The organism is Burkholderia vietnamiensis LMG 10929, assembly GCF_000959445.1.
Classification (GTDB): domain Bacteria; phylum Pseudomonadota; class Gammaproteobacteria; order Burkholderiales; family Burkholderiaceae; genus Burkholderia; species Burkholderia vietnamiensis.
The window spans coordinates 3,222,797-3,245,528 of the sequence record NZ_CP009631.1; the positions used below are offsets into that span (position 1 = coordinate 3,222,797).

Consider the following 22,732-nt stretch of genomic DNA (forward strand, 5'->3'; position numbering starts at 1 on the left):
AGCCGGCCGCGTGGCAGTATCGGATCCGGCGGCGCACCCGCGTCTGTGCCGCGCCGGCCGCACGCGACGTCGCCGGCAACGCGTGCACCCGCACCACCCTCAACGGAGCAACCCGATGGCCATCGATCTGGACAAGGACGTACGCGAGCGCGCGATCGCATCGCTGCAACGCTATTTCACCGAAAACATGGACGAGCCGATCGGCAACATCCAGGCCGGTGCGCTGCTGCACTTCTTCGTCGAGGAGATCGCGCCGGCGATCTACAACCTCGCGATCGCGGACGCGCAGGAGCGGCTGCACGCACGCGTCGCCGAACTCGACATCGAATGCCACGCGGAGCCGTTCGAATACTGGAACAAGCAGCCGGGCCGCAGGCGCTGATGTGCCGAGGCCCGTCGCGGCCGGCCGCTCAATCCTTCTTGCCGGCGTCGCGATCGAGCTCGCGCAGCCATGCGAGCTTCTCGGCGATCTTCGATTCGAGCCCGCGCGGCACCGGCTTGTACCAGTGCGGTTCGCGCATGCCGTCCGGCAGATAGGTCTCGCCGGCCGCATACGCGTTCGGCTCGTCGTGCGCGTAGCGATACGCATGGCCGTAGCCGAGCTCCTTCATCAGCTTGGTCGGCGCATTGCGCAAGTGCACGGGCACCTCGCGCGACTTGTCCTGCTTGACGAACGCCATCGCCTGGTTGAACGCGTTGTAGCCCGCATTGCTCTTCGCCGCGCACGCGAGATAGATCACCGCCTGCCCGAGCGCCAGTTCGCCTTCCGGCGAGCCGAGCCGTTCGTAGGTTTCGGCCGCATCGTTCGCGATCTGCAGCGCGCGCGGGTCGGCCAGGCCGATGTCTTCCCATGCCATCCGCACGATGCGCCGCGCGAGATATTTGGGATCGGCGCCGCCGTCGATCATCCGGCAGAACCAGTACAGCGCACCGTCCGGGCTCGAACCGCGCACCGACTTGTGCAACGCCGAGATCTGGTCGTAGAAATTGTCGCCGCCCTTGTCGAAGCGGCGCGCGTTCAGCGTCATCGCGCTGCTGACGAAATCGGCGTCGATCGTCGTCACGCGCGCGGACGACGCGGCCGTCTGCGCCTGCTCGAGCAGGTTCAGGAAGCGCCGCGCGTCGCCGTCCGCATAGCCGATCAGCGTATCGACCGCCTTGTCGTCGAACGCGAGGCCGTCGAGCGCAATTTGCTGCGCGCGCTCGAGCAGCTGACGCATCTCGTCGTCGTCGAGCGACTTCAGCACGTACACCTGAGCGCGCGACAGCAGCGCCGAGTTGACCTCGAAGCTCGGATTCTCGGTGGTCGCGCCGATGAAGGTCACGAGCCCCGACTCGACGAACGGCAGCAATGCATCCTGCTGCCCCTTGTTGAAGCGGTGGATTTCGTCGACGAACAGGATCGTGTGGCGGCCGGTGCGATTCAGCGTGTCCTTCGCCTGCTCCATCGCCTCGCGGATATCCTTCACGCCGCCGAGCACCGCGGACAGCGCGATGAACTCGCAGTCGAACGCGAGCGCGGTGAGGCGCGCGAGCGTCGTCTTGCCGACGCCCGGCGGCCCCCACAGAATCATCGAATGCGGCTTGCCGGATTCGAAGGCGAGCCGCAGCGGCTTGCCTTCGCCCAAGAGATGCGTCTGGCCGATCACTTCGGCGAGCGTCTTCGGCCGCAGCGCCTCGGCGAGCGGCCGGCGCGGCTCGACTTGAAACAGGTCGGACATGAACCCTCGCTCCAGATCAAACGGTGGCGGCCGCGACGGCCGCCGGACCCGCCATTATGACAGCCGCACGACCCGGCGGCGGTGCGCGCCGCCGCAAGCGCGGCGCGCCAAAACAGCACGGGCCCGCCGTCGCCGGCAGGCCCGTGCAGCGAAACGGCGCGATGCCGGTCAGCCGTTGATCACGTCCGCGCCCTTCGGCACGACGAACTTGAACGTATCGCTCTTCAGCGGCGGGTTCGTCTGGATGTTGGTGAACGTGAGCAGCGTCACGTTGCCGAACACGTCGTGCAGCTCCATCGCGGCGAGCGTGCCGTTGCGAAAGCCGATGCCGATCCGCTGGAACTGCGTGTCCTGCGCCTTCGGCAGCATCTCGAGCCAGTCGATGCCGCCCTTCTCGCCCGCGTCGCGCAGCGTGTAGTTCTTGTCGAGATCGTTGCTGCCGAACAGGATCGCGGCCGGGCTCGCGCCCAGTGCGCCGTTCAGCTTGCGCTCGGTCACCTGGTTCAGGTCGCGGTCGTACACGTAGAGCTTGTCGCCGTCGGCCTGCAGCACCTGCTGATACGGCTTCTGATAAGTCCAAATGAATTTGCCCGGGCGCGCGAACACGAACGTGCCGCTCGAGTTGTCGTTCGGCTTCGGCGCGACCTGTGCGGCGCTCGCGCCCTTGGCCGGCGCCTTGACGATCTGCTGCGTGAAATCGCCCCGCGCCGAGCGCACCTGCGACACGAAGGCCTTCAGTTGTTCGGTGCCGCCCGCGAACGCGTGCGTCGCCGCGAGCATCAGCGATGCGCCGGCGAGCGCCGCGCCAAGCCAGCGCCGCGTCGAACGAAGGGAAGGAACGAACGAATGTTGCTGCATGATCCGGTTTTCTCCGTGGGTGGCCGGCGCCTCGGGCGCCGCGGACTCATTCCGCGTCGCGCGCCGGCACAAGAATTTCGCGGTTGCCGCTCGACGACATCGCCGACACGAGCCCCGACTGTTCCATTTGTTCGAGCAGCCGCGCCGCGCGGTTATAGCCGATCCGCAGATGACGCTGCACGAGCGAGATCGACGCGCGGCGGTTCTTGATGACGATCTCGACCGCCTGGTCGTACAGCGGATCAGACTCGCCGCCGCCTTCGCCGGTTCCCGCGCCGGCCGAACCTTCGTCGCCGTCGACGGTGCCGCCTTCGAGCAGACCTTCGACGTAGTTCGGCTCGCCGTGCTCCTTGAGCTTCTCGACGACGCGATGCACCTCGTCGTCGGCGACGAACGCGCCGTGCACGCGCACCGGCAGCCCGCTGCCGGGCGGCAGGTACAGCATGTCGCCCATCCCGAGCAACGATTCGGCGCCCATCTGGTCGAGAATCGTGCGCGAGTCGATCTTCGACGACACCTGGAACGCGATGCGCGTCGGCACGTTCGCCTTGATCAGCCCGGTGATCACGTCGACCGACGGGCGCTGCGTCGCGAGGATCAGATGAATGCCGGCCGCGCGCGCCTTCTGCGCGATCCGCGCGATCAGCTCCTCGACCTTCTTACCGACGACCATCATCAGGTCAGCCAACTCGTCGATCACGACGACGATGTTCGGCAGCCGGCCGAGCGGTTCCGGTTCGTCCGGCGTCAGGCTGAACGGGTTCGGAATCTTCTCCTCGCGCTTGGCGGCCTCGTCGATCTTGTTGTTGTAGCCGGCCAGGTTGCGCACGCCGAGCTTGCTCATCAGCTTGTAGCGGCGCTCCATCTCCGCGACCGTCCAGTTCAGCGCGTGGCCGGCCTGGCGCATGTCGGTCACGACCGGACACAGCAGATGCGGAATGCCTTCGTAGACGCTCATTTCGAGCATCTTCGGATCGATCAGGATCAGGCGCACCTGCTCGGCCGTCGCCTTGTACAGCAGCGACAGGATCATCGCGTTGATCCCCACCGACTTGCCGGAGCCCGTCGTGCCGGCGACCAGCAGGTGCGGCATCTTCGCGAGATCGGCGCACACCGGCTTGCCGCCGATGTCCTTGCCGAGGCTCAGCGTCAGCGCCGACGACGCGGCCGCATAGACCTCGGAGCCGATGATCTCCGACAGATGGACCGTCTGACGGCGCTGGTTCGGCAGCTCGAGCGCCATGTAGTTCTTGCCGGGGATCGTCTCGACCACGCGGATCGACACGAGCGACAGCGAGCGCGCGAGGTCCTTCGCGAGATTCACGATCTGGCTGCCCTTCACGCCGGTGGCCGGCTCGATCTCGTAGCGCGTGACGACCGGGCCCGGATAGGCGGCGACGACGCTCGCCTCGACGCCGAAGTCCTTCAGCTTCTTCTCGATCAGGCGCGACGTGAATTCGAGCGTGTCGGCGGAAATGGCTTCCTGCGCCCTCGGCGCGGGATCGAGCAGCGACACCGGCGGCAGCGTCGAATCGCCGGGCAGATCGGTGAACAGCGGCACCTGGCGCTCGCGCTCGACGCGCTCGGACTTCGCCGGCGTGACGACCGGCGGCACGATCGTCACGGGCTCGTGATCCTCGATCCGCACGCGCTCCTCCTCGACCTTGCCTTCGCGGCGCACGGCCGCGGCCTCGCCGAGCCGGCGGTCGCGCTCGGCCTCGCGGCGCAGCTTCGCGACGTTGACGGCGGACAGGATCGCCCCGCCGACGCGCTCGGCGACCGACAGCCACGAGAAGCGAAAATACAGCGACAGCCCGATCGCCAGCAGGACCAGCAGCAGCAGCGTGCCGCCGGTGAAGCCGAAAGCATGCGACATCGCGCCGGCCACCGCCTCGCCGATCACGCCGCCCGGCGCGCGCGGCAACTGCACCTTCAGCGACCACATCCGCAACGCCTCGATGCCGTCGCACGCGAGCACGACGAGCACGAACGCGAAGATCTCGGTGAGCCAGCCGATCGGCCGCTCGGGCTCGTCGACGACGGCCTCGTGACGCGTGATGCGCCGGTAGTTGACCGCGATGCGCCGCCCGAGCGGCACGATCAGCCAGTAGGCCGACAGGCCGAACAGCAGCAGGATGATGTCGGCCGTCCACGCGCCGACGCGCCCGGCCCAGTTCGAGATGTGATCGACCTGCGCGGCATGCGTCCAGCTCGGATCGCGCCGGCTGTAGCTCAGCAGGGCCATCACCAGAAAAGCGCAGAGCGCGACCTGGAGAATCCAGCGGATCTCCGTGAGGAGCTTCGACATCCGGTGCGGCAACGCCTGTGCCTGGGCGGAATAAGGAGCTTTTGCCATGAATCCGTATAAAGATGGCGGGCCGCGCGCCCGCCTGTCGTTCGTTCCCGCTTATTGTAAACGCTGCACTGCGCCGCCAAGTGTAAATGACGGTTACATCGCGCGAAGACCACCGCGCACCGAGGCGCCGCCTGCGCGCACGCCGAACGCCACGCGCGCATCGCATTCGATGCATGGGACTTTTGCATGCGGCAACGCGCCGCGACAGGCGGCCGGGCAGCCGCCTGCGCCGCGCTCCCCCGCTCCTGCCGGCCGCCGCGTGCTTGGCCCGGTACGTGCCGCCGCCACACGCTATCGCCGCGATTGAAACTCTCGTTCGGCAGTGCCGCAACGGGGCCTTTATAATGCGCGTCTGATACCCATCTATGACGGCATACCGGTCAACCCAGACCGTCCGGCGAGCCTTGTCCCGCACGCCGCGGCCGCCTTTTACGGATTCGCACATGTCCACGCCCAAACACGCCAAAGTCCTGATTCTCGGTTCCGGCCCTGCCGGCTACACGGCTGCCGTCTACGCGGCACGCGCCAACCTGTCTCCGGTGCTGATCACCGGCATCGCGCAGGGCGGCCAGCTGATGACGACGACCGACGTCGAAAACTGGCCGGCGGACGCGAAGGGCGTGCAAGGTCCGGAACTGATGGCGCGCTTCCAGGAGCACGCCGAGCGCTTCAACACCGAGATCGTGTTCGACCACATCCACACCGCGAAGCTGCACGAGAAGCCGATCCGGCTGATCGGCGACGCGGGCGAATACACGTGCGACGCGCTGATCATCGCGACCGGCGCATCGGCGCAGTATCTCGGCCTGCCGTCCGAGGAAGCGTTCATGGGCAAGGGCGTGTCGGCCTGCGCCACCTGCGACGGCTTCTTCTATCGCAACCAGGAGGTCGCGGTGATCGGCGGCGGCAACACGGCCGTCGAAGAAGCGCTGTACCTGACGGGCATCGCGAAGAAGGTCACGGTGATCCACCGCCGCGACAAGTTCCGCGCGGAGCCGATCCTGATCGACCGGCTGCTGGAGAAGGAAAAGGAAGGCGTCGTCGACATCAAGTGGGATCACGTGCTCGACGAGGTGACCGGCGAAGAGTCGGGCGTCACGGGCCTGCGCATCAAGAACGTGAAGACCGGCGCGACGCAGGACCTGACCGTGCAGGGCGTGTTCGTCGCGATCGGCCACAAGCCGAACACCGACCTGTTCCAAGGCCAGCTCGAGATGAAGGACGGCTACATCCTGACGAAGAGCGGCCTGCAGGGCAACGCGACGTCGACCAGCGTGCCGGGCGTGTTCGCCGCGGGCGACGTGCAGGACAACGTCTACCGTCAGGCGATCACCAGCGCCGGCACCGGCTGCATGGCCGCGCTCGACGCGCAGCGCTACCTCGAAACCCTGCACGACAAGCAGTAAGCGCGAGAAACGAGCCGCGGGCCCCGCGGCAGCACGGCGCTACAATGGCGTTCGCTGCCGCCGAGCGGGCTCGACCGAACAACCGCTGCCGTCGCGCAGCGGTTTTTTTGTGCCCGCGCGCCCGAACGCGCCTGCCCCGTTATCGAATCATGGCGAAGAACCAGCCCCACCCGAGCGATCCCGCGAAGCGGCAGCTCGCCGCCCGCCCCGTGACCCCCGCGCCCGCCGCGCCGCCGCCCGCGCTCGACGCCGCTGCCTTGCGCGGCCAGGGCCTCGCCGGCCTCGGCGCCTTGCGCAAGTCGCTGCAAGGCGAAGCCGAACGGCGCGAACGCACGCGCGTCGAAGCCGCGAAGGCCACGCGCCAGGCGGAGGCCGACGCAAACCTGTTCCGCAATGAAATCGGCGCGATCCGGCCGCTGAACGCGCCGCCGCGCGCGAGCGCCGGCCGCACGCCGCCCGATCCGGTGCCGAAGCAGACGCAGCGCGACGAGGAAGCGGTGCTGAACGCGACGCTGTCGGACGAATTCGATCCCGAAACGCTGCTCGACAGCGACGAATCGCTGTACTACCACCGCCCCGGCATCAGCCGCGACGTGGTGCGCAAGCTGCGCAGCGGCGCATGGATCGTGCAGGCGCAGCTCGACCTGCACGGGATGCGGCGCGACGAGGCGCGCGACGCGCTCGCGGAATTCATCCGCGAAGCCGGCAAGAAGGGCTTGCGCTGCCTGCGCGTGATCCACGGCAAGGGGCTCGGCTCGATCGGCAAGGAGCCGGTGCTGAAGGGCAAGGTGCGCGCGTGGCTCGTGCAGAAGGAAGAAGTGATCGCGTTCTGCGAGGCGCGCGGCCACGACGGCGGCGCCGGCGCGGTGCTCGTGCTGCTGCAGCCGCCCGCGTCGCCGGCCGATCGGGGGCCGCGTGCCGCATCCTAGGCTCACGCTCGCGATCTCGATCCTCGAGGCGATCGCGACGCTGGCGTTTGCGATCTCCGGCTTCATCGAGGCGCGCAAGAACCGCCTCGACTCGGTCGGCACGTTCGTCGTCGCGCTCGCCACCGCGTTCGGCGGCGGCACGCTGCGCGACATCCTGCTCGAACGCCGGCCGTTCTACTGGGTCGTGCACGACGACTACGTGATCGCGATCTTCGTGCTCGCGCTGTTCGCGCCGTTCGTGCTGCGGATGCTGTCGCGGCTGTCGGCCGAGCGCCTGCTGCTCGTCGCCGACGCGATCGGGCTCGGCATCTTCAGCATCTCCGGCACCGCGATCGCGCTCGACGCCGAGATGCCGCGCTTCATCGCGGTGATGATGGGCGTGATCACCGGCGTGGTCGGCGGCATCGTGCGCGACGTGCTGTGCAACGACATCCCGCTGATCCTGCGCGATTCACGGCCCTATGCGACCTGCGCGTTCGCCGGCTGCTGGTTCTATCTGCTGCTCGTATGGCTGCAGTACGACTCGGTGTACAGCGTGCTGCTCGCGACCGGCTTCATTCTCGTCGCGCGGCTGGCGACGTTCAAATTCGACGTGCGGCTGCCGCACTGACATCGTCGCGCCCCACCCTATGCCGTGCCGCGCCGGCGCCCGAAAACGAACGGGGCCGTCCATCGACGGCCCCGTTCCGTTTCATTCAGCGCATCAGCGCACGCGCTGCGTCACGCGATCCGCTCTTCCGACGCCGGATCGAACAGCACCGCCTTCGACACGTCGAACAGCAGCGACTGCGTCTGCCCCGGCTGCGGGTTCGCGGCCGGATGCACGCGGCTCACGATCCGCTTGCCGTTCACCTGCGCGAACACGTGCGTGTCCGGGCCCGTCGGCTCGGTCACGTCGACGCGCACGTCGATCGGCTGCAGTTTCGACGCCTCGCCGTGATGGGCGTTGCGCGCGTCGGTGATGCGCTCCGGACGCAGCCCGAGGATCACCTCGCGGCCGACGTGGCCGTTCATGCGCTGCGCGTCGAACGGCAGGTGCAGCGCGCTGCGCGCGAGGCCCGTGTCGATCTCGAGCGCGACGCCGCTGCCCTGCTCGACGAGCTTGCCGTTGATGAAGTTCATCGGCGGCGCGCCGATGAAGCCCGCGACGAACAGGTTCGACGGCGAATCGTAGATGTCCTGCGGCGCGCCGAATTGCTGGACCACGCCGTCCTTCATCACCGCGATGCGGTCGCCGAGCGTCATCGCCTCGATCTGGTCGTGCGTCACGTAGACGATCGTCGTGCCGAGACGCTGGTGCAGCAGCTTGATTTCGGCGCGCATTTCGATGCGCAGCTTCGCGTCGAGGTTCGACAGCGGCTCGTCGAACAGGAACAGCGACGGATCGCGCGCGAGCGCGCGGCCCATCGCGACGCGCTGCCGCTGGCCGCCGGACAGCTGGCCCGGCTTGCGGTCGAGCAGATGCTGGATCTGCAGCATCGCCGACACGCGCTCGACGATCTGCTGCTGCTCGCTCTTCGGCACCTTGCGGATGTTCAGGCCGAACGAGATGTTCTCGCGCACCGTCATCGACGGATACAGCGCGTACGACTGGAACACCATCGCGATGTCGCGATCCTTCGGCGACAGGTCGTTGACGACCTTGCCGTCGATGCAGATCTCGCCGCTCGTCACCGTCTCGAGGCCGGCGATCATGTTGAGCAGCGTCGACTTCCCGCAGCCCGACCCGCCGACCAGGATCAGGAACTGTCCGTCCTCGATCTCGATGTCGACACCCTTCAGGACCGGCACCCCGTTCGGGTAGGTCTTGTACACGTCACGGATGGAAAGGCTTGCCATGCTGTGAATCCTCTGTCTCGTCTCGCGCGGCGCACACGGGCGCCGCGTCGGGTTCGTTTCGATGCGCCGCGCGCGCGGCGCGGCCGGTTCGTCGTATCGGATGGAGCCGCTTACCCCTTCACCGCGCCCGCCGTCAGCCCGCGCACGAAGTAGCGGCCGGCGACCACGTAGACGAGCAGCGTCGGCAGCGCGGCGATGATCGCGCCGGCCATGTCGACGTTGTATTCCTTCACGCCCGTCGACGTGTTGACGAGGTTGTTCAGCGCAACCGTGATCGGCATCGAGTCGACGCCGGAGAACACGATCCCGAACAGGAAGTCGTTCCAGATCTGCGTGAACTGCCAGATCAGGCAGACCATGAAGATCGGCAGCGACACGGGCATCAGGATCTTCGTGAAGATCGTGAAGAAGCCCGCGCCGTCGATGCGCGCGGCCTTCACGAGCTCGGCCGGCACGCTCACGTAGAAGTTGCGGAAGAACATCGTCGTGAATGCGATCCCGTACACGACGTGCACGAACACCAGGCCCGGAATCGTGTTCGCGAGGCCGAGCATCCCCTGCAGGCGCGCCATCGGCAGCAGGATCACCTGGAACGGAATGAAGCAGCCGACCAGCATCATCGTGAACAGCGCGTCGGCGCCGCGAAAGCGCCAGTGCGTGAGCACGTAGCCGTTGAACGCGCCGATCAGCGACGAGATCAGCACGGCCGGGATCACCATCTGCAGCGAGTTCAGGAAGAACGGCTTCATGCCGTCGCAGCGCACGCCGGTGCACGCGCCGCTCCACGCCTTCACCCACGGATCGAAGGTCCAGTGCGACGGCGGCGTCAGCAGGTTGCCGGTGCGCAGCTGGTCGAGATCCTTGAACGAGGTCGACAGCATCACGTAGATCGGGAACAGGAAATACAGCGCGAACAGGATCAGCGCCGCATAGATCACTGCCCGGCTGATCGTCATCTTAGGCTGCATTGCGGGTGCTCCTCGATTCCATATACATCAGCGGCACCAGCACCGCGACCACGGTCGCGAGCATCATCACCGACGACGCCGCGCCGAGCCCGAGCTGGCCGCGGTTGAACGAAAACGTGTACATGAACATGGCCGGCAGCGACGACGACGTGCCGGGGCCGCCCGCCGTCAGTGCGACGACCAGGTCGAAGGTCTTGATCGTGATGTGGCAGAGGATCAGCAGCACCGAGAAGAACACCGGGCGCATGCTCGGGATCACGATCTTGCGGTAGATGGTCGGCAGCGTCGCGCCGTCGACCTGCGCGGCCTTGAAGATCTCCGCGTCGACGCCGCGCAGCCCCGCGAGGAACAGCGCCATCACGAAGCCGGTCGACTGCCAGACGGCCGCGATCACGATACAGAAGATGGCCTTGTCCGGATCGTCGAGCCAGCCGAACGAGAAGCTCGTCCAGCCCCAGTCGTGCATCACCTTCTCGAGGCCGAGGCCGGGGTTCAGGATCCACTGCCATGCGGTGCCGGTGACGATGAACGACAGCGCCATCGGATACAGGAAGATCGCGCGCAGCGCGCCTTCGTTGCGGATCCGCTGGTCGAGCAGGATCGCGAGGAACAGCCCGAGCCCGACGCAGAACGCGATGAACGGAATCCCGAACCAGCCGAGGTTGGCGGCGGAGGTCCACCACACGTCGTTCTGGAACAGGTCCGTATAGCGGCCGAAGCCGTCGAATTCGTAGTTCGGCAACAGCCGCGAGTTGGTCAGCGACAGATAGCCGGTAATCAGAATGAAGCCGTAGATGAACACCACGGCGATCGCGAGGCTCGGCGCGAGCACGAGCTTCGGGATCCAGCGATCGGCGAAGGCCGACATCGGCGACGTGCGCCGTGCGACGGCAGCGCCGGATCCGTTTCCGCTAAGAGGGGCAGCCACTTGATTCGACTCCTGGAACGAGGGCGGCGCAGGCCGGGCCGGCGCCGGGTACGGCACGGGCTCGCGGGCGAGCCCGTTTGCTGCACATGCAAAAACGCCCGGCCGACGATGCGTGCGCGGCCGGGCGCCCGTCGCGCGTTACTTGACCTTCGCGGCCTTCGCGAGCGCGGCGACCGCGCTCTTCGAATCCTGCTGCGAGTTCATGAACTTCGTCACGACGTCGGTGATCGCGCCGGCGGTCGCGTCGCCCTGGGCCATCCCGTGCGCGAGCGACGGCACGAACCCGCCCGACTTGATCGCGGTCTGCTCGTCGGCATACGACTTCTTCGCGCAGTCGTCGAACTTGTCCATCTTCACGCCGAGACGCACCGGCACCGAACCCTTCAGCAGGCTGAACTGCTCCTGGAACGCCGGCGTCATGATCGTCTTCGCGAGCGCGAGCTGGCCCGGCGTCGCGTTCTTCTCGCCCTTCTGCTGGAAGAACACGAACGAGTCGACGTTGAACGTGTAAGCGTTCGCGGTGCCCGGCACCGGCGCGCAGATGTAGTCCTTGCCCGCCTTCTTGCCGGCGTTCTCGAACTCGCCCTTCGCCCAGTCGCCCATGAACTGCATGCCGGCCTTGCCGTTGATCACCATCGCGGTCGCGAGGTTCCAGTCGCGGCCGTTGCGGCCGGTGTCGAAGTAGCCCTGGATCTTGCGCACCGTGTCGAACACCGACAGCATCTGCGGCGACGTCAGCGTGGCCTGGTCGAGATCGACCAGCGCCTTCTTGTAGAACGCCGGGCCCTGCGACAGCACGACGTCTTCCCACAGCGTCAGGTCCTGCCACGGCTGGCCGCCCATCGCGACCGGCTGGATGCCCGCGGCCTTCAGCTTGTCGGCGACCGCGAAGAATTCAGGCCAGGTGGTCGGCACCTTCGCGCCGATCTTGTCGAGCGCGGCCTTGTTCACGTAGAGCCAGTTGACGCGGTGCACCGAGAACGGCGCGGCGACCGTGTGGCCCTTGTACTTGATGATCTTGTCGATTTCCGGCGGCAGGTTCTGCTTCCAGTCGGTGGCGGCGGAATCGATGTTGACGAGCACGCCCTGGTCGGCCCAGTCCTGGATCAGCGGGCCCTTGATCTGCGCGGCCGACGGTGCGTCGCCGCTGATCACCTTGGTCTTCAGCGCCGTCATGGCCGCCGCCCCCGCGCCGCCCGCGACCGCGAAGTCCTTCCACACGTAGCCCTGCTTCTGCAGGTCGTCCTTCAGCACGCCGACGGCCTTCGACTCGCCGCCCGAAGTCCACCAGTGCAGCACCGTAACGTTCTCGGCCGCCTGCGCCGCCACGGCGCCAGCCATCAGACCCGCGGCGCAGAGCGCGCCCATGATCGAGCGAACTTTCATTACTTATCTCCTCCAGACTGAATCAACTCTTGAAGTTCCCCGCGGGGAACCGGCTTCTTGATAAACGACGGGGAAATCGAGCCGCGGGACGCATGCAGCGTACGGGGCCGATGACCGGCCGGGCTCTTACAGAAAGCGTGAATCGAGATTCAACGGCGTGTCTCCTCTTTGTGTTTCTGGCCCGCCGCAATGCCGCGACGCGAGCCCGGGGCGACGGCGCGCGAACCATGCGCACCGCCAATGTCCGATAACATTCGGCACAAGGCGCTCCACCGGCGAAGCTCGTGCAGTTCGTCGACCGCACATGTTTTTTTCTTCACCCAGGTGCTACCCCTTGCGGCGGATTGTAGTTAAACTACAATTCAGTGTCAAAAATATTTTTATCGCACTACGGATCGCTTCCCAGCACCCCAACCGGCGGAGACACATGCATACCGATTCCAGCTTTACTTTCGTCCTTTTCGGCGGCACCGGCGACCTGTCGATGCGCAAGATCCTGCCCGCGCTGTTCGAAGCGCACCGCGGCAACATGCTCGCGGAAGGCGGCCGGATCGTCGCCGTCGCGCGACACGAATCGGATCAGGCCGGCTATCTCGAATGGGTCGACACGCACGTGAAACCGCACGCGGTGAAGGCGGCCGGCAAGGCGTTCGACGAAAGCGCGTGGAAGTCCTTCCTCGCGCGCATCGAATACGTGAAGCTCGATCTCGGCCGCGCGGAAGACTACGTCGTGCTGCGCGACGCGGTGGCGCCGCACGAGGGCATCCGCGTGTTCTATCTGGCGACCGGCCCGTCGCTGTTCGTGCCGATCTGCAACGCGCTCGCGTCGGTTGGGCTGAACGAAGGCGCGCGCATCGTGCTGGAGAAGCCGCTCGGCTACGACCTGCGCTCGTCGAACGCGATCAACGACGCGGTCGGCGAGATCTTCGCGGAAGACCAGATCTACCGGATCGACCACTACCTCGGCAAGGAGCCGGTGCAGAACCTGCTCGCGCTGCGCTTCGGCAACGCGCTGTTCGAGCCGCTGTGGCGCCGCGAATGGGTCGAGAGCATCCAGATCACGATCGCCGAGGAGCTCGGCGTCGAGGCGCGCGGCGATTTCTACGACAATACGGGCGCGCTGCGCGACATGGTGCAGAACCACCTGCTGCAGTTGCTGTCGATCGTCGCGATGGAGCCGCCGCATTCGATGGATTCCGACTCGGTGCGCGACGAGAAGCTGCGCGTGCTGCGCGCGCTGAAGCCCATCGATCCGCGCGACATCGGCAAGGTCGCGGTGCGCGGCCAGTACCATGCGGGCGTGATCAAGGGCGCGCAGGTGCCGGCCTATGCGACCGAGCCGGGCGTGAAGCCCGACAGCCCGACCGAAACCTTCGTCGCGCTGAAGGTCGAGATCGAGAACTGGCGCTGGGCCGGCGTGCCGTTCTTCCTGCGCACGGGCAAGCGTCTGGCCGACCGCGTCGCCGAGATCGTCGTCAACTTCCGGCCGGTGCCGCACTCGGCGCTCGGCGCGCCCGCGCTGCGCCCCGGCTCGAACCGCCTGGTGATCCGGCTGCAGCCGAACGAGACGATTCGCCTGTATTGCCTCGCGAAGCAGCCGGGCGAAGGCATGAACCTCGCGAGCGTGCACCTCGATCTGGCGTTCGACCGGTTCTTCAAGGAAGGGCAGATGGAGGCGTATCAGCGCCTGCTGCTCGACGTGATCAACGGCCGCCTCGCGTTGTTCGTGCGCCGCGACGAGCAGGAAGCCGCATGGCGCTGGGTCGAGCCGATCCTGAATGAATGGGCACGCACGCTGAAGCCGCCGAAGCCGTACGCGGCGGGCACGTGGGGGCCGGCTGCGTCGAGCGCGATGCTCGCGCAGCACGGCACCTGCTGGCTCGAAGAGGAAAACTGATGCAGACCGGTGGCGCGCGCCACCGTGTCAGATGGTTCACATGAATTGAACAGACAAAGCAGTCCGGAGGAGATGTGATCGAGATCCACGCTTTCGACACCCAGGAAGCGCAAAGTGAAGCGCTCGCACGCGCCGTCGGCGACGCGCTGCGCGCGGCCCTCGCCGGCCCCGCGCGCCCGACGCTCGCGGTGTCGGGCGGCACCAGCCCGCGCCCGTTTCTGCACACGCTGTCGCACACGGCCCTCGACTGGGCCGGCGTCGACGTGACGCTGGTCGACGACCGCTGGGTACCCGAGGACGACCTGGCCAGCAACGCGCAACTCGTGCGCGACACGCTGCTGCAGGACGCGGCGCGCGCCGCGCGCTTCCTGCCGCTCGTCGACACGCGCGTGCCGCTCGACGCGCACGTCGCCGCGCTCAATGCGAACGCCGACCATCGCGTGCCGAACGTCGCGGTGCTGGGCATGGGCGAGGACGGCCACACCGCGTCGATCTTCGCCGACGCGCCCGAATGGCAGCACGCGATCACGACCCGCGAGCGTTTCGTCGCGGTTCATCCCGGCGCCGCGCCGCATGCACGCGTGAGCTTGTCGCTCGATGCGCTCAAGCGCGTCGAGCGACTGTTCCTGCTGATCGCAGGCGCCCGCAAACGCGACGTGCTCGAAGCCGCGGCCGCAACGCTGCAGCACAACGCGATTTCCCAACTGGCCAACGACAAGGGGACCCAGCTCGATGTCTACTGGTGCGCAAAGTAAGGCCGTCGTCGCGGGTCAGCATGCCGACGGCCCGCGCCTGCTCGCGGATGTCGGCGGCACCAACGCGCGTTTCGCGCTGGAAACCGGCCCGGGTGAGATCACGCAGATCCGCGTCTATCCGGGCGCCGATTATCCGACGCTCACCGACGCGATCCGCAAGTATCTGAAGGACGTGAAGATCGCCCGCGTGAACCACGCGGCGATCGCGATCGCGAACCCGGTCGACGGCGACCAGGTCACGATGACCAACCACGACTGGAGCTTCTCGATCGAGGCGACGCGCCGCGCGCTCGGCTTCGACACGCTGCTCGTCGTCAACGACTTCACCGCGCTCGCGATGGCGCTGCCCGGCCTCACCGATGCGCAGCGCGTGCAGATCGGCGGCGGCACGCGGCGCCAGAACAGCGTGATCGGGCTGCTCGGCCCGGGCACCGGGCTCGGCGTGTCGGGCCTGATCCCGGCGGACGACCGCTGGATCGCGCTCGGCAGCGAAGGCGGCCACGCTTCGTTCGCGCCGCAGGACGAGCGCGAGGACCTCGTGCTGCAGTACGCGCGCAAGAAGTTTCCGCACGTGTCGTTCGAGCGGGTGTGCGCAGGCCCCGGCATCGAGATCATCTATCGCGCGCTCGCCGCGCGCGACAAGAAGCGCGTCGCCGCGAGCGTCGACACGGCCGACATCGTCGAGCGCGCGCACGCGGGCGAAGCGCTCGCGCTCGAGACGGTCGAATGCTTCTGCGGCATTCTCGGCTCGTTCGCGGGCAGCGTCGCGCTCACGCTCGGCGCGCTCGGCGGCGTCTACATCGGCGGCGGCGTCGCGCTCAAGCTCGGCGAGCTGTTCACGCGCTCGTCGTTCCGCGCGCGCTTCGAGGCGAAGGGCCGCTTCGCGCACTATCTGCAGAACATCCCGACCTACCTGATCACCGCCGAATATCCGGCGTTCCTCGGCGTGTCGGCGATCCTCGCGGAGCAGTTGTCGAACCGCTCGGGCGGTGCGTCGTCGGCGGTGTTCGAGCGGATTCGCCAGATGCGCGACGCGCTGACGCCGGCCGAGCGCCGCGTCGCCGATCTCGCGCTGAACCATCCGCGCTCGATCATCAACGATCCGATCGTCGATATCGCGCGCAAGGCCGACGTGAGCCAGCCGACGGTGATCCGCTTCTGCCGCTCGCTCGGCTGCCAAGGGCTGTCGGACTTCAAGCTGAAGCTCGCGACCGGCCTCACCGGCACGATTCCGATGAGCCACAGCCAGGTGCATCTCGGCGACACGGCCACCGACTTCGGCGCGAAGGTGCTCGACAACACGGTGTCGGCGATCCTGCAGCTGCGCGAACACCTGAACTTCGAGCACGTCGAGAACGCGATCGAGATCCTGAACGGCGCGCGCCGCATCGAGTTCTACGGGCTCGGCAACTCGAACATCGTCGCGCAGGACGCGCACTACAAGTTCTTCCGCTTCGGGATTCCGACGATCGCCTACGGCGACCTGTACATGCAGGCCGCGTCGGCCGCGCTGCTCGGCAAGGGGGACGTGATCGTCGCGGTGTCGAAATCGGGGCGCGCGCCCGAGCTGCTGCGCGTGCTCGACGTCGCGATGCAGGCGGGCGCGAAGGTGATCGCGATTACGTCGAGCAACACGCCGCTCGCGAAGCGCGCAACCGTGGCGCTCGAAACCGACCACATCGAGATGCGCGAGTCGCAGTTGTCGATGATCTCGCGGATCCTGCATCTGGTGATGATCGACATCCTCGCGGTCGGCGTCGCGATCCGCCGCGCGTCGACCGCCGGCGAACTGCCGGAAGCCGTCGCGCAGGCGCGTGCGCGCGCGAGCGACGACGAAACGGCCGACGTGCTCGACTGGCTGAGCCACGGCGCGTCGCCGGCGGCGAAGGACGTCGCGCGCGACTGAGGTGCTCGGCAGCGGTCGGCGGCGCTCGCCGCCGTGCGCGCGCCGCAAAACGAAACGCCACCGCGCGCGCTGCGCCGGTGGCGTTTTTCATGGCGGGCCGCAGCCGCGGCGCGTCGGGCGTCAGGCGTCGGCCTTCACCGGCCGGCCATGCCAGCGCAGCACGAACCAGCGGCCGACGAAACATAGCACGCCGCACACGCCGATCGTCACGCCCATCGCGAACGGCGTGCCGTCCGCAAGCGCGCCGATCGCGACGCTCGCGAGCGCGCCGAGCGCGAGCTGCATCGCGCCGAACACGGCCGCCGATGCGCCCGCGTTGTGCGGATAGCGATGCATCAGGTCGGTCGTGCAGTTGGCCGACAGGATGCCGACTACGCCGACCACGAAGAATAGGCACACGACGATCGACCACAGCCCGCCCCACCCCGTCAGCGCGACGAGCGCGACCGCGAGCGACGCGATGCAGCTCACGAGCGACGCGGCCGCGATGATGCGCAGCGAGCCGACGCTGCCCACCAGCCGCGTGTTCGCGAAGTTGCCGATCATGATCCCGACGACGTTCAGCCCGAACAGCAGCCCGTAGTGCTGCGGCGAGACGTGGAAGTACTCGATGTAGACGAACGGCGTCGCGGTGATGTACGAGAACATCGACGCGAACGCCATCCCGCCGCACAGCATGTGCCCCCACGCGACCGGGTCGGACAGGATGCGCCCGTACGACGCGAACGATGCGAGCACGGCCGCGCTCTTGCGCCGCTCCTTCGGCCAGGTTTCGGGCACGCGCAGGTAGGCGGTCGCCGCGCACAGCGCGCCGAATGACGCCAGCACGACGAACACGCCGCGCCAGCCGGCGAAACGCAGGATCTGGCCGCCGATCAGCGGCGCGAGCAGCGGCCCGACCGCGGTGACGATCGCGACCATCGACAGCACCTTCGCCGCATCGGTCGGCTCGTGCGCGTCGCGCGCGATCGCGCGGGCCAGCACGGACGCGGCGCCCGCGCCGAGCGCCTGCAGGAAGCGCACGAAGATCAGCATGTCGATGGAGCCCGCGACGAAGCAGCCGATGCTCGCGAGCGTGAATAGCGCGATGCCGCCGAGCAGCACGGGCCGGCGGCCCCAGGTGTCGGACAGCGGGCCGTACAGCAGCATGCCGATCGAGAAGCCGGCCATGAAGCTCGTGAGCGTGCGCTGCGCGGCGCCGGCGCTCACGGAGAAGCCGTCGGCGATCGACGGCAGGCTCGGCAGGTACATGTCGGTGGCAATCGGCCCGCAGGCAGCGAGCGCACCGAGCAACAGGATCAGCCGGGCATCGGGCCGGCGCCGGACGACGTGGGACATGGGTATCCGCAATGGGAGCCCGCGCGCAGCGGCGCGCGTGGCAGTGAAGACGACAGAGCGCGCCGCGGGCGGCGCATCGGCCCTTGATTGTACGCGCAACTTTTCGCGCCGCCGGCCGTCGGCCGGTGTCGGCGCAGAGCCGCAAACGCGCGCGCAGTGAGCGCGTGCTTCGCCCGCGCGCCCGAGCCGAGTCGTCTCAATCGTATTAAGCTTGCCGCTCGCCGCTGCCCCCATCCGACCCAATCGACGCACGACCGAACCGATGACCGCCTTCCTGCTGATCTGGAGCCCCAAGAAATGGCCGTGGCCCGAACTGCCCGACGTCGCCGCGCGCGTGAAGGCCGGCGACGCCGTGCACGACGTATGGGGCTGCGGCTTCGCACGCGGCATCGTGCCGGGCGACCGCGTGTTCCTGCACCGCGTCGCGCAGGCGCCGAAAGGCGTGTTCGGCTCCGGCTACGTGACGCGCGCGCCGTACGAGGTGCCCGACGCGACGACCAAGCGCGGCTACCGGCTGTGCATCGACTTCGTCTACGACTGGCTCGTCGACGCGCATCAGGACGTCATGATCCCGCGCGACGCGCTGCGCGTGCATCCGTACTCGGTGCAGACCTGGGATGCACAGAGCTCCGGCACGTCGATCAAGCCGATGGTCGAAGGTCCGCTGGAAAAGCGCTGGGCGGAGCTGACCGGCAAGCGCAAGCCGCGCCGGTAAACGGGTCCATAAGCTGGCCGAGATTCGAGCCGAGAAGCTGGCCGAAAAGCGTGCCGCATCGCCCCGGCCGGCCCTGTGCGCGCCGGCCCGCGTCGCGCGCGCAAAGGCCGCAGCGCGCGCGCCGGGCCCGCCGCGTGCGTCTCCGGTACAATCAGACGATCGTTCCGCCCAGGCGCCGCGGCCCGTGCACGAGGCCCCCGCGCCCTTCTCTCAGGTTTCGCTCATGTCCAACAACCAGATCCTCTTCGAACGCGCCCAGAAGACCATCCCGGGCGGCGTCAACTCGCCCGTCCGCGCGTTCCGTTCCGTCGGCGGCACGCCGCGCTTCGTGGCGCGCGCGCAGGGCCCGTACTTCTGGGACGCCGACGGCAAGCAGTACATCGACTACATCGGCTCGTGGGGCCCGATGATCGTCGGTCACGTCCATCCGGAAGTGCTGGCGGCCGTGCAGCGCGTGCTCGCCGACGGCTTCTCGTTCGGCGCGCCGACCGAGGCCGAGATCGAGATCGCCGAAGAAATCTGCAAGCTGGTGCCGTCGATCGAGCAGGTGCGGATGGTGTCGAGCGGCACCGAGGCCACGATGAGCGCGCTGCGTCTCGCGCGCGGCTTCACGGGCCGCAGCCGCATCGTCAAGTTCGAGGGCTGCTACCACGGCCACGCGGACAGCCTCTTGGTCAAGGCCGGCTCGGGCCTGCTGACGTTCGGCAATCCGACCTCGGCCGGCGTGCCCGCCGACATCGCCAAGCACACGACCGTCCTCGAATACAACAACGTCGCCGCGCTGGAAGAAGCGTTCGGCGCGTTCGGCGACGAAATCGCCGCGGTGATCGTCGAGCCCGTCGCGGGCAACATGAACCTCGTGCGCGGCACGCCGGAATTCCTGAACGCGCTGCGCGCGCTGTGCACGAAGCACGGCGCGGTGCTGATCTTCGACGAGGTGATGTGCGGCTTCCGCGTCGCGCTCGGCGGCGCCCAGCAGCACTACGGCATCGCGGCCGACCTCACCTGCCTCGGCAAGGTGATCGGCGGCGGGATGCCGGCCGCCGCGTTCGGCGGCCGCCGCGACATCATGGCCCATCTCGCGCCGCTCGGCGGCGTGTACCAGGCCGGCACGCTGTCGGGCAATCCGATTGCGGTCGCCGCGGGCCTGAAGACGCTGCAGCTGATCCAGGCGCCCGGCTTCTACGACGCGCTCACCGCGCAGACGAAGCGCCTCGCCGACGGCCTCGCGGCGGAAGCGCGCGCGGCCGGCGTGCCGTTCGCGGCCGACTCGATCGGCGCGATGTTCGGCCTGTACTTCGCCGAGCGCGTGCCGGCGAGCTTCGCGGAAGTCACGAAGAGCGACGTCGAACGCTTCAATCGCTTCTTCCACCTGATGCTCGACGAAGGCGTGTACTTCGCGCCGTCCGCGTACGAGGCCGGCTTCGTATCGAGCACGCACGACGACGCGGTGATCGACGCGACGCTCGCCGCCGCGCGCCGCGCGTTCGCGGCGCTCGCCGCCTGACCGGGCCCGCGCGCATGTTCTCCGATACCGACTTCGCGCACATGCAACGCGCGCTCGCGCTCGCGGCGCGCGGCATGTATACGACGGCGCCGAATCCGCGCGTCGGCTGCGTGATCGTCAAGGACGGCGACGTGATCGGCGAAGGGTTCACGCAGCCGGCCGGCCAGGATCACGCGGAAGTGCAAGCGCTGAAGGACGCGCGCGCGCGCGGCTGCGACGTGGCCGGCGCGACCGTCTACGTGACGCTCGAGCCGTGCAGCCACTTCGGCCGCACGCCGCCGTGCGCGAACGCGCTGATCGACGCGCGCGTCGCGAAGGTCGTGGCGGCGATGGAAGACCCGAACCCGCAGGTGTCCGGGCGCGGCCTCGGGATGCTGCGCGACGCAGGCATCGACGTACGCTGCGGGCTGCTCGCGTACGAAGCCGGCGAACTGAACATCGGCTTCGTGTCGCGGATGACGCGCGGACGTCCGTGGGTGCGGATGAAGACCGCCGCCTCGCTCGATGCGCGCACCGCGCTGCCGTCCGGCGAAAGCCAATGGATCACCGGCGAGGCCGCGCGTCTCGACGGCCATGCGTGGCGTGCGCGCGCGTGCGCGATCCTCACCGGCATCGGCACCGTGCGCGAGGACAATCCGCTCCTGACCGTCCGCGGCATCGACACGCCGCGTCAGCCGCAGCGCGTGCTGGTGGACAGCCGGCTCGACCTGCCGCTCGACGCCCGGCTGCTCGAAGGCGCGCCGCTGCTGATCTTCTGCGGCCGGCTCGACGCCGCCGGCGAGATCCGCGCGAACGTGCTGCAGTCGCGCGGCGCCGAAGTCGTGTCGCTGGCGAACCTGCAAGGCAAGGTCGATCTGCCCGGAATGCTTGCGGCGCTCGGCGCGCGCGGCGTCAACGAGCTGCACGTGGAGGCCGGCCACAAGCTGAACGGTTCGCTGCTGCGCGAGCAGTGCGTCGACGAGCTGCTCGTCTATCTGGCGCCGAGCCTGCTCGGCAGCGACGCGGCCGCGATGTTCGATCTCGCCGCGCCGAGGAGCCTCGACGGCCGCACGCGGCTGGCGTTCCACAGCGTCGAGCGGGTCGGCGACGATCTGCGGATCGTCGCGCGCGTCGCGCCGCCCGCGGGCGCCCACTGAACGGCGCCGTCGCCGTCGCGATGCTCACCGGCATCGTCGCGGCCGTCGGCCGCATCGAATCGCTCCGCCCGCTCGGCGCGCCGGCCGACGCCGACGCCTGCGTGCGGCTGACCGTGCACGCAGGCGGCCTCCACCTCCCCGATGGCGCACTCGGCCACAGCATCGCGATCGAGCGGATGATCTGCGCGTCGCAGAGCCTGCACCGGGACTGATGCGACGGGCGCGGGCCCGCGGTCGTCCGATGGCCGTCGGCGGCGCGTGCCGACACCTGGCCGGACGGCCAACGGCGCGCACGCGCCGGCGCGTCGCGCTAAGATGCAACGGCAGCGGATTCGGCGCCACGCCGCGTACCGGCTGCTCCCTTTTCCACCAGGAGTCGTTTCCATGTCCATCTCGATGTATCAGGCTTCGCTGCCCGTCCTGATCCGCGGCCTCACCAACCTGCAGCACATCCTCGGCAAGGCGCAGGCGCATGCGGCCGAGAAGCAGATCGATCCGTCGGTGTTCATCGGCGCACGCCTCTATCCGGACATGCTGCCGCTCGTGCGCCAGGTATACATCGCGACCGACACGGCCAAGGGCTGCGCCGCGCGGCTTGCCGGCGTCGATATCCCGAGCTATCCGGACGTCGAACAGTCGTTCGACGAGTTGCATGCGCGCGTCCAGAAGACGATCGACTATCTGAAGAGCTTCGACGCAGCCCAGATCGACGGCAGCGAAGCGCGCCAGATCGTGCTGAAGATGCGCGTCGGCCCGATCGAGTACACCGGCCAGTCTTACCTGCTGAACTTCGTGCTGCCCAATTTCTTCTTCCACGTGACGACCGCGTACGGCATCCTGCGCCACAACGGCGTCGAACTCGGCAAGCTCGATTACCTCGGCGGCCGCAACGACCACGCTTGATGCCCTGCGTGACGAACACGTGACACCGGGCGCGACGGCCGGCGCGGCGGCCCGGCCGGCCGTCCTGCCGTCGCGCATTGCAGGTTCGCGTCACGGCCCGGTCGCGCGGCTTTTCGGCGCGCTTGCCGGGCGCGCGGCCCGTGCCAGCCGAAACGCGGTCCGGCTGGCGTAAAATACGCACTTT

19 protein-coding genes and 1 pseudogene are annotated in these 22,732 nt (G+C 68.2%); 12 read left to right on the forward strand and 8 right to left on the reverse strand.

Features of this window, described 5'->3' with window-relative positions:
- Positions 1-115: 115 nt before the first annotated feature.
- A complete protein-coding gene (locus tag AK36_RS24535) occupies positions 116-382 on the forward strand; it encodes a DUF2164 domain-containing protein (protein WP_045579370.1) in 267 nt (88 codons plus the stop codon).
- Between the two features lie 28 nt (positions 383-410).
- Here the strand turns inward: AK36_RS24535 and AK36_RS24540 are convergent, their stop codons facing one another.
- The 3 genes from AK36_RS24540 to AK36_RS24550 form a co-directional block, all read right to left on the reverse strand.
- A complete protein-coding gene (locus AK36_RS24540) occupies positions 411-1,721 on the reverse strand; it encodes a replication-associated recombination protein A (protein WP_011883689.1) in 1,311 nt (436 codons plus the stop codon).
- Positions 1,722-1,889: 168 nt separating this feature from the next.
- On the reverse strand, positions 1,890-2,579 hold the full coding sequence (lolA, locus tag AK36_RS24545; RefSeq protein ID WP_011883687.1) for an outer membrane lipoprotein chaperone LolA: 690 nt from the start codon (positions 2,577-2,579) through the stop codon (positions 1,890-1,892).
- A 46-nt stretch (positions 2,580-2,625) separates the two neighbouring features.
- Positions 2,626-4,935, reverse strand: a complete 2,310-nt coding sequence (locus AK36_RS24550) for a DNA translocase FtsK (protein ID WP_011883685.1) — start codon at positions 4,933-4,935, stop codon at positions 2,626-2,628.
- Positions 4,936-5,378: 443 nt separating this feature from the next.
- Here AK36_RS24550 and trxB point away from each other — a divergent pair, with 443 nt between their 5' ends.
- From trxB to AK36_RS24565, 3 genes are all read left to right on the forward strand, one after another.
- Positions 5,379-6,341, forward strand: coding sequence for a thioredoxin-disulfide reductase (trxB, locus tag AK36_RS24555; protein WP_045579371.1), 963 nt, complete (start codon positions 5,379-5,381; stop codon positions 6,339-6,341).
- A 149-nt stretch (positions 6,342-6,490) separates the two neighbouring features.
- Positions 6,491-7,270, forward strand: coding sequence for a Smr/MutS family protein (locus AK36_RS24560; protein WP_045579372.1), 780 nt, complete (start codon positions 6,491-6,493; stop codon positions 7,268-7,270).
- The gene (locus tag AK36_RS24565) at positions 7,257-7,880 is read left to right on the forward strand and encodes a trimeric intracellular cation channel family protein (protein WP_045579373.1); all 624 of its coding nucleotides are present in this window, start codon (positions 7,257-7,259) and stop codon (positions 7,878-7,880) included. Before AK36_RS24560 ends, AK36_RS24565 begins: the two co-directional genes overlap by 14 nt.
- A gap of 110 nt (positions 7,881-7,990) precedes the next feature.
- On the opposite strand, the gene AK36_RS24570 is transcribed toward AK36_RS24565, so the two are convergent.
- The 4 genes from AK36_RS24570 to AK36_RS24585 form a co-directional block, all read right to left on the reverse strand.
- Positions 7,991-9,109 carry an ABC transporter ATP-binding protein gene (locus tag AK36_RS24570; RefSeq protein ID WP_011883678.1) on the reverse strand — a complete coding sequence of 373 codons (1,119 nt, stop codon included), beginning with the start codon at positions 9,107-9,109 and terminating at the stop codon, positions 7,991-7,993.
- A 110-nt stretch (positions 9,110-9,219) separates the two neighbouring features.
- On the reverse strand, positions 9,220-10,077 hold the full coding sequence (locus AK36_RS24575; protein ID WP_011883676.1) for a carbohydrate ABC transporter permease: 858 nt from the start codon (positions 10,075-10,077) through the stop codon (positions 9,220-9,222).
- Positions 10,067-11,005 carry a carbohydrate ABC transporter permease gene (locus AK36_RS24580; RefSeq protein WP_045579374.1) on the reverse strand — a complete coding sequence of 313 codons (939 nt, stop codon included), beginning with the start codon at positions 11,003-11,005 and terminating at the stop codon, positions 10,067-10,069. Before AK36_RS24580 ends, AK36_RS24575 begins: the two co-directional genes overlap by 11 nt.
- Before the next feature lie 138 nt (positions 11,006-11,143).
- Positions 11,144-12,391, reverse strand: a complete 1,248-nt coding sequence (locus tag AK36_RS24585; protein WP_011883672.1) for an ABC transporter substrate-binding protein — start codon at positions 12,389-12,391, stop codon at positions 11,144-11,146.
- A 427-nt stretch (positions 12,392-12,818) separates the two neighbouring features.
- Here AK36_RS24585 and zwf point away from each other — a divergent pair, with 427 nt between their 5' ends.
- The 3 genes from zwf to AK36_RS24600 all read left to right on the forward strand — a co-directional run bounded on the left by zwf (position 12,819) and on the right by AK36_RS24600 (position 16,949).
- Positions 12,819-14,288 (forward strand): glucose-6-phosphate dehydrogenase, encoded by a 1,470-nt coding sequence (gene zwf, locus AK36_RS24590; protein WP_045579375.1) that lies wholly within the window; start codon positions 12,819-12,821, stop codon positions 14,286-14,288.
- A 74-nt stretch (positions 14,289-14,362) separates the two neighbouring features.
- Positions 14,363-15,043: a 6-phosphogluconolactonase gene (gene pgl, locus AK36_RS24595; protein WP_014722626.1), complete on the forward strand. Its 681-nt coding sequence runs from the start codon at positions 14,363-14,365 to the stop codon at positions 15,041-15,043.
- Entirely contained in the window at positions 15,021-16,949 is a 1,929-nt protein-coding gene (locus AK36_RS24600; protein ID WP_011883666.1) for a bifunctional transcriptional regulator/glucokinase, read from the forward strand. The genes pgl and AK36_RS24600 overlap by 23 nt, the downstream gene beginning before the upstream one ends.
- Positions 16,950-17,069: 120 nt before the next feature.
- Here AK36_RS24600 and AK36_RS24605 read toward each other — a convergent pair whose 3' ends face one another.
- On the reverse strand, positions 17,070-18,287 hold the full coding sequence (locus AK36_RS24605) for a Bcr/CflA family multidrug efflux MFS transporter (RefSeq protein ID WP_011883664.1): 1,218 nt from the start codon (positions 18,285-18,287) through the stop codon (positions 17,070-17,072).
- A 262-nt stretch (positions 18,288-18,549) separates the two neighbouring features.
- Between AK36_RS24605 and AK36_RS24610 the strand changes: the two genes are divergently transcribed.
- The 5 genes and pseudogenes from AK36_RS24610 to AK36_RS24630 all read left to right on the forward strand — a co-directional run bounded on the left by AK36_RS24610 (position 18,550) and on the right by AK36_RS24630 (position 22,548).
- On the forward strand, positions 18,550-19,002 hold the full coding sequence (locus AK36_RS24610; protein ID WP_011883662.1) for a hypothetical protein: 453 nt from the start codon (positions 18,550-18,552) through the stop codon (positions 19,000-19,002).
- Positions 19,003-19,225: 223 nt separating this feature from the next.
- Complete coding sequence (hemL, locus tag AK36_RS24615) at positions 19,226-20,509, forward strand: glutamate-1-semialdehyde 2,1-aminomutase (RefSeq protein ID WP_011883660.1); 1,284 nt, start codon at positions 19,226-19,228, stop codon at positions 20,507-20,509.
- A 14-nt stretch (positions 20,510-20,523) separates the two neighbouring features.
- On the forward strand, positions 20,524-21,645 hold the full coding sequence (gene ribD, locus AK36_RS24620) for a bifunctional diaminohydroxyphosphoribosylaminopyrimidine deaminase/5-amino-6-(5-phosphoribosylamino)uracil reductase RibD (protein ID WP_045579376.1): 1,122 nt from the start codon (positions 20,524-20,526) through the stop codon (positions 21,643-21,645).
- A 20-nt stretch (positions 21,646-21,665) separates the two neighbouring features.
- Positions 21,666-21,818: pseudogene (locus AK36_RS24625) on the forward strand (riboflavin synthase); the annotation flags it as partial.
- 211 nt (positions 21,819-22,029) lie between these two features.
- A complete protein-coding gene (locus tag AK36_RS24630; protein ID WP_045579377.1) occupies positions 22,030-22,548 on the forward strand; it encodes a DUF1993 domain-containing protein in 519 nt (172 codons plus the stop codon).
- The last annotated feature ends 184 nt before the right edge of the window (positions 22,549-22,732 follow it).

Coding starts and splice junctions, on each gene's coding strand:
- AK36_RS24535 (WP_045579370.1), top strand. CDS start 116: ATGGCCATCGATCTGGACAAGGACGTACGCGAGCGCGCGATCGCATCG.
- AK36_RS24540 (WP_011883689.1), bottom strand. CDS start 1,721: ATGTCCGACCTGTTTCAAGTCGAGCCGCGCCGGCCGCTCGCCGAGGCG.
- lolA (WP_011883687.1), bottom strand. CDS start 2,579: ATGCAGCAACATTCGTTCGTTCCTTCCCTTCGTTCGACGCGGCGCTGG.
- AK36_RS24550 (WP_011883685.1), bottom strand. CDS start 4,935: ATGGCAAAAGCTCCTTATTCCGCCCAGGCACAGGCGTTGCCGCACCGG.
- trxB (WP_045579371.1), top strand. CDS start 5,379: ATGTCCACGCCCAAACACGCCAAAGTCCTGATTCTCGGTTCCGGCCCT.
- AK36_RS24560 (WP_045579372.1), top strand. CDS start 6,491: ATGGCGAAGAACCAGCCCCACCCGAGCGATCCCGCGAAGCGGCAGCTC.
- AK36_RS24570 (WP_011883678.1), bottom strand. CDS start 9,109: ATGGCAAGCCTTTCCATCCGTGACGTGTACAAGACCTACCCGAACGGG.
- AK36_RS24575 (WP_011883676.1), bottom strand. CDS start 10,077: ATGCAGCCTAAGATGACGATCAGCCGGGCAGTGATCTATGCGGCGCTG.
- AK36_RS24585 (WP_011883672.1), bottom strand. CDS start 12,391: ATGAAAGTTCGCTCGATCATGGGCGCGCTCTGCGCCGCGGGTCTGATG.
- zwf (WP_045579375.1), top strand. CDS start 12,819: ATGCATACCGATTCCAGCTTTACTTTCGTCCTTTTCGGCGGCACCGGC.
- AK36_RS24600 (WP_011883666.1), top strand. CDS start 15,021: ATGTCTACTGGTGCGCAAAGTAAGGCCGTCGTCGCGGGTCAGCATGCC.
- AK36_RS24605 (WP_011883664.1), bottom strand. CDS start 18,287: ATGTCCCACGTCGTCCGGCGCCGGCCCGATGCCCGGCTGATCCTGTTG.
- AK36_RS24610 (WP_011883662.1), top strand. CDS start 18,550: ATGACCGCCTTCCTGCTGATCTGGAGCCCCAAGAAATGGCCGTGGCCC.
- hemL (WP_011883660.1), top strand. CDS start 19,226: ATGTCCAACAACCAGATCCTCTTCGAACGCGCCCAGAAGACCATCCCG.
- ribD (WP_045579376.1), top strand. CDS start 20,524: ATGTTCTCCGATACCGACTTCGCGCACATGCAACGCGCGCTCGCGCTC.
- AK36_RS24630 (WP_045579377.1), top strand. CDS start 22,030: ATGTCCATCTCGATGTATCAGGCTTCGCTGCCCGTCCTGATCCGCGGC.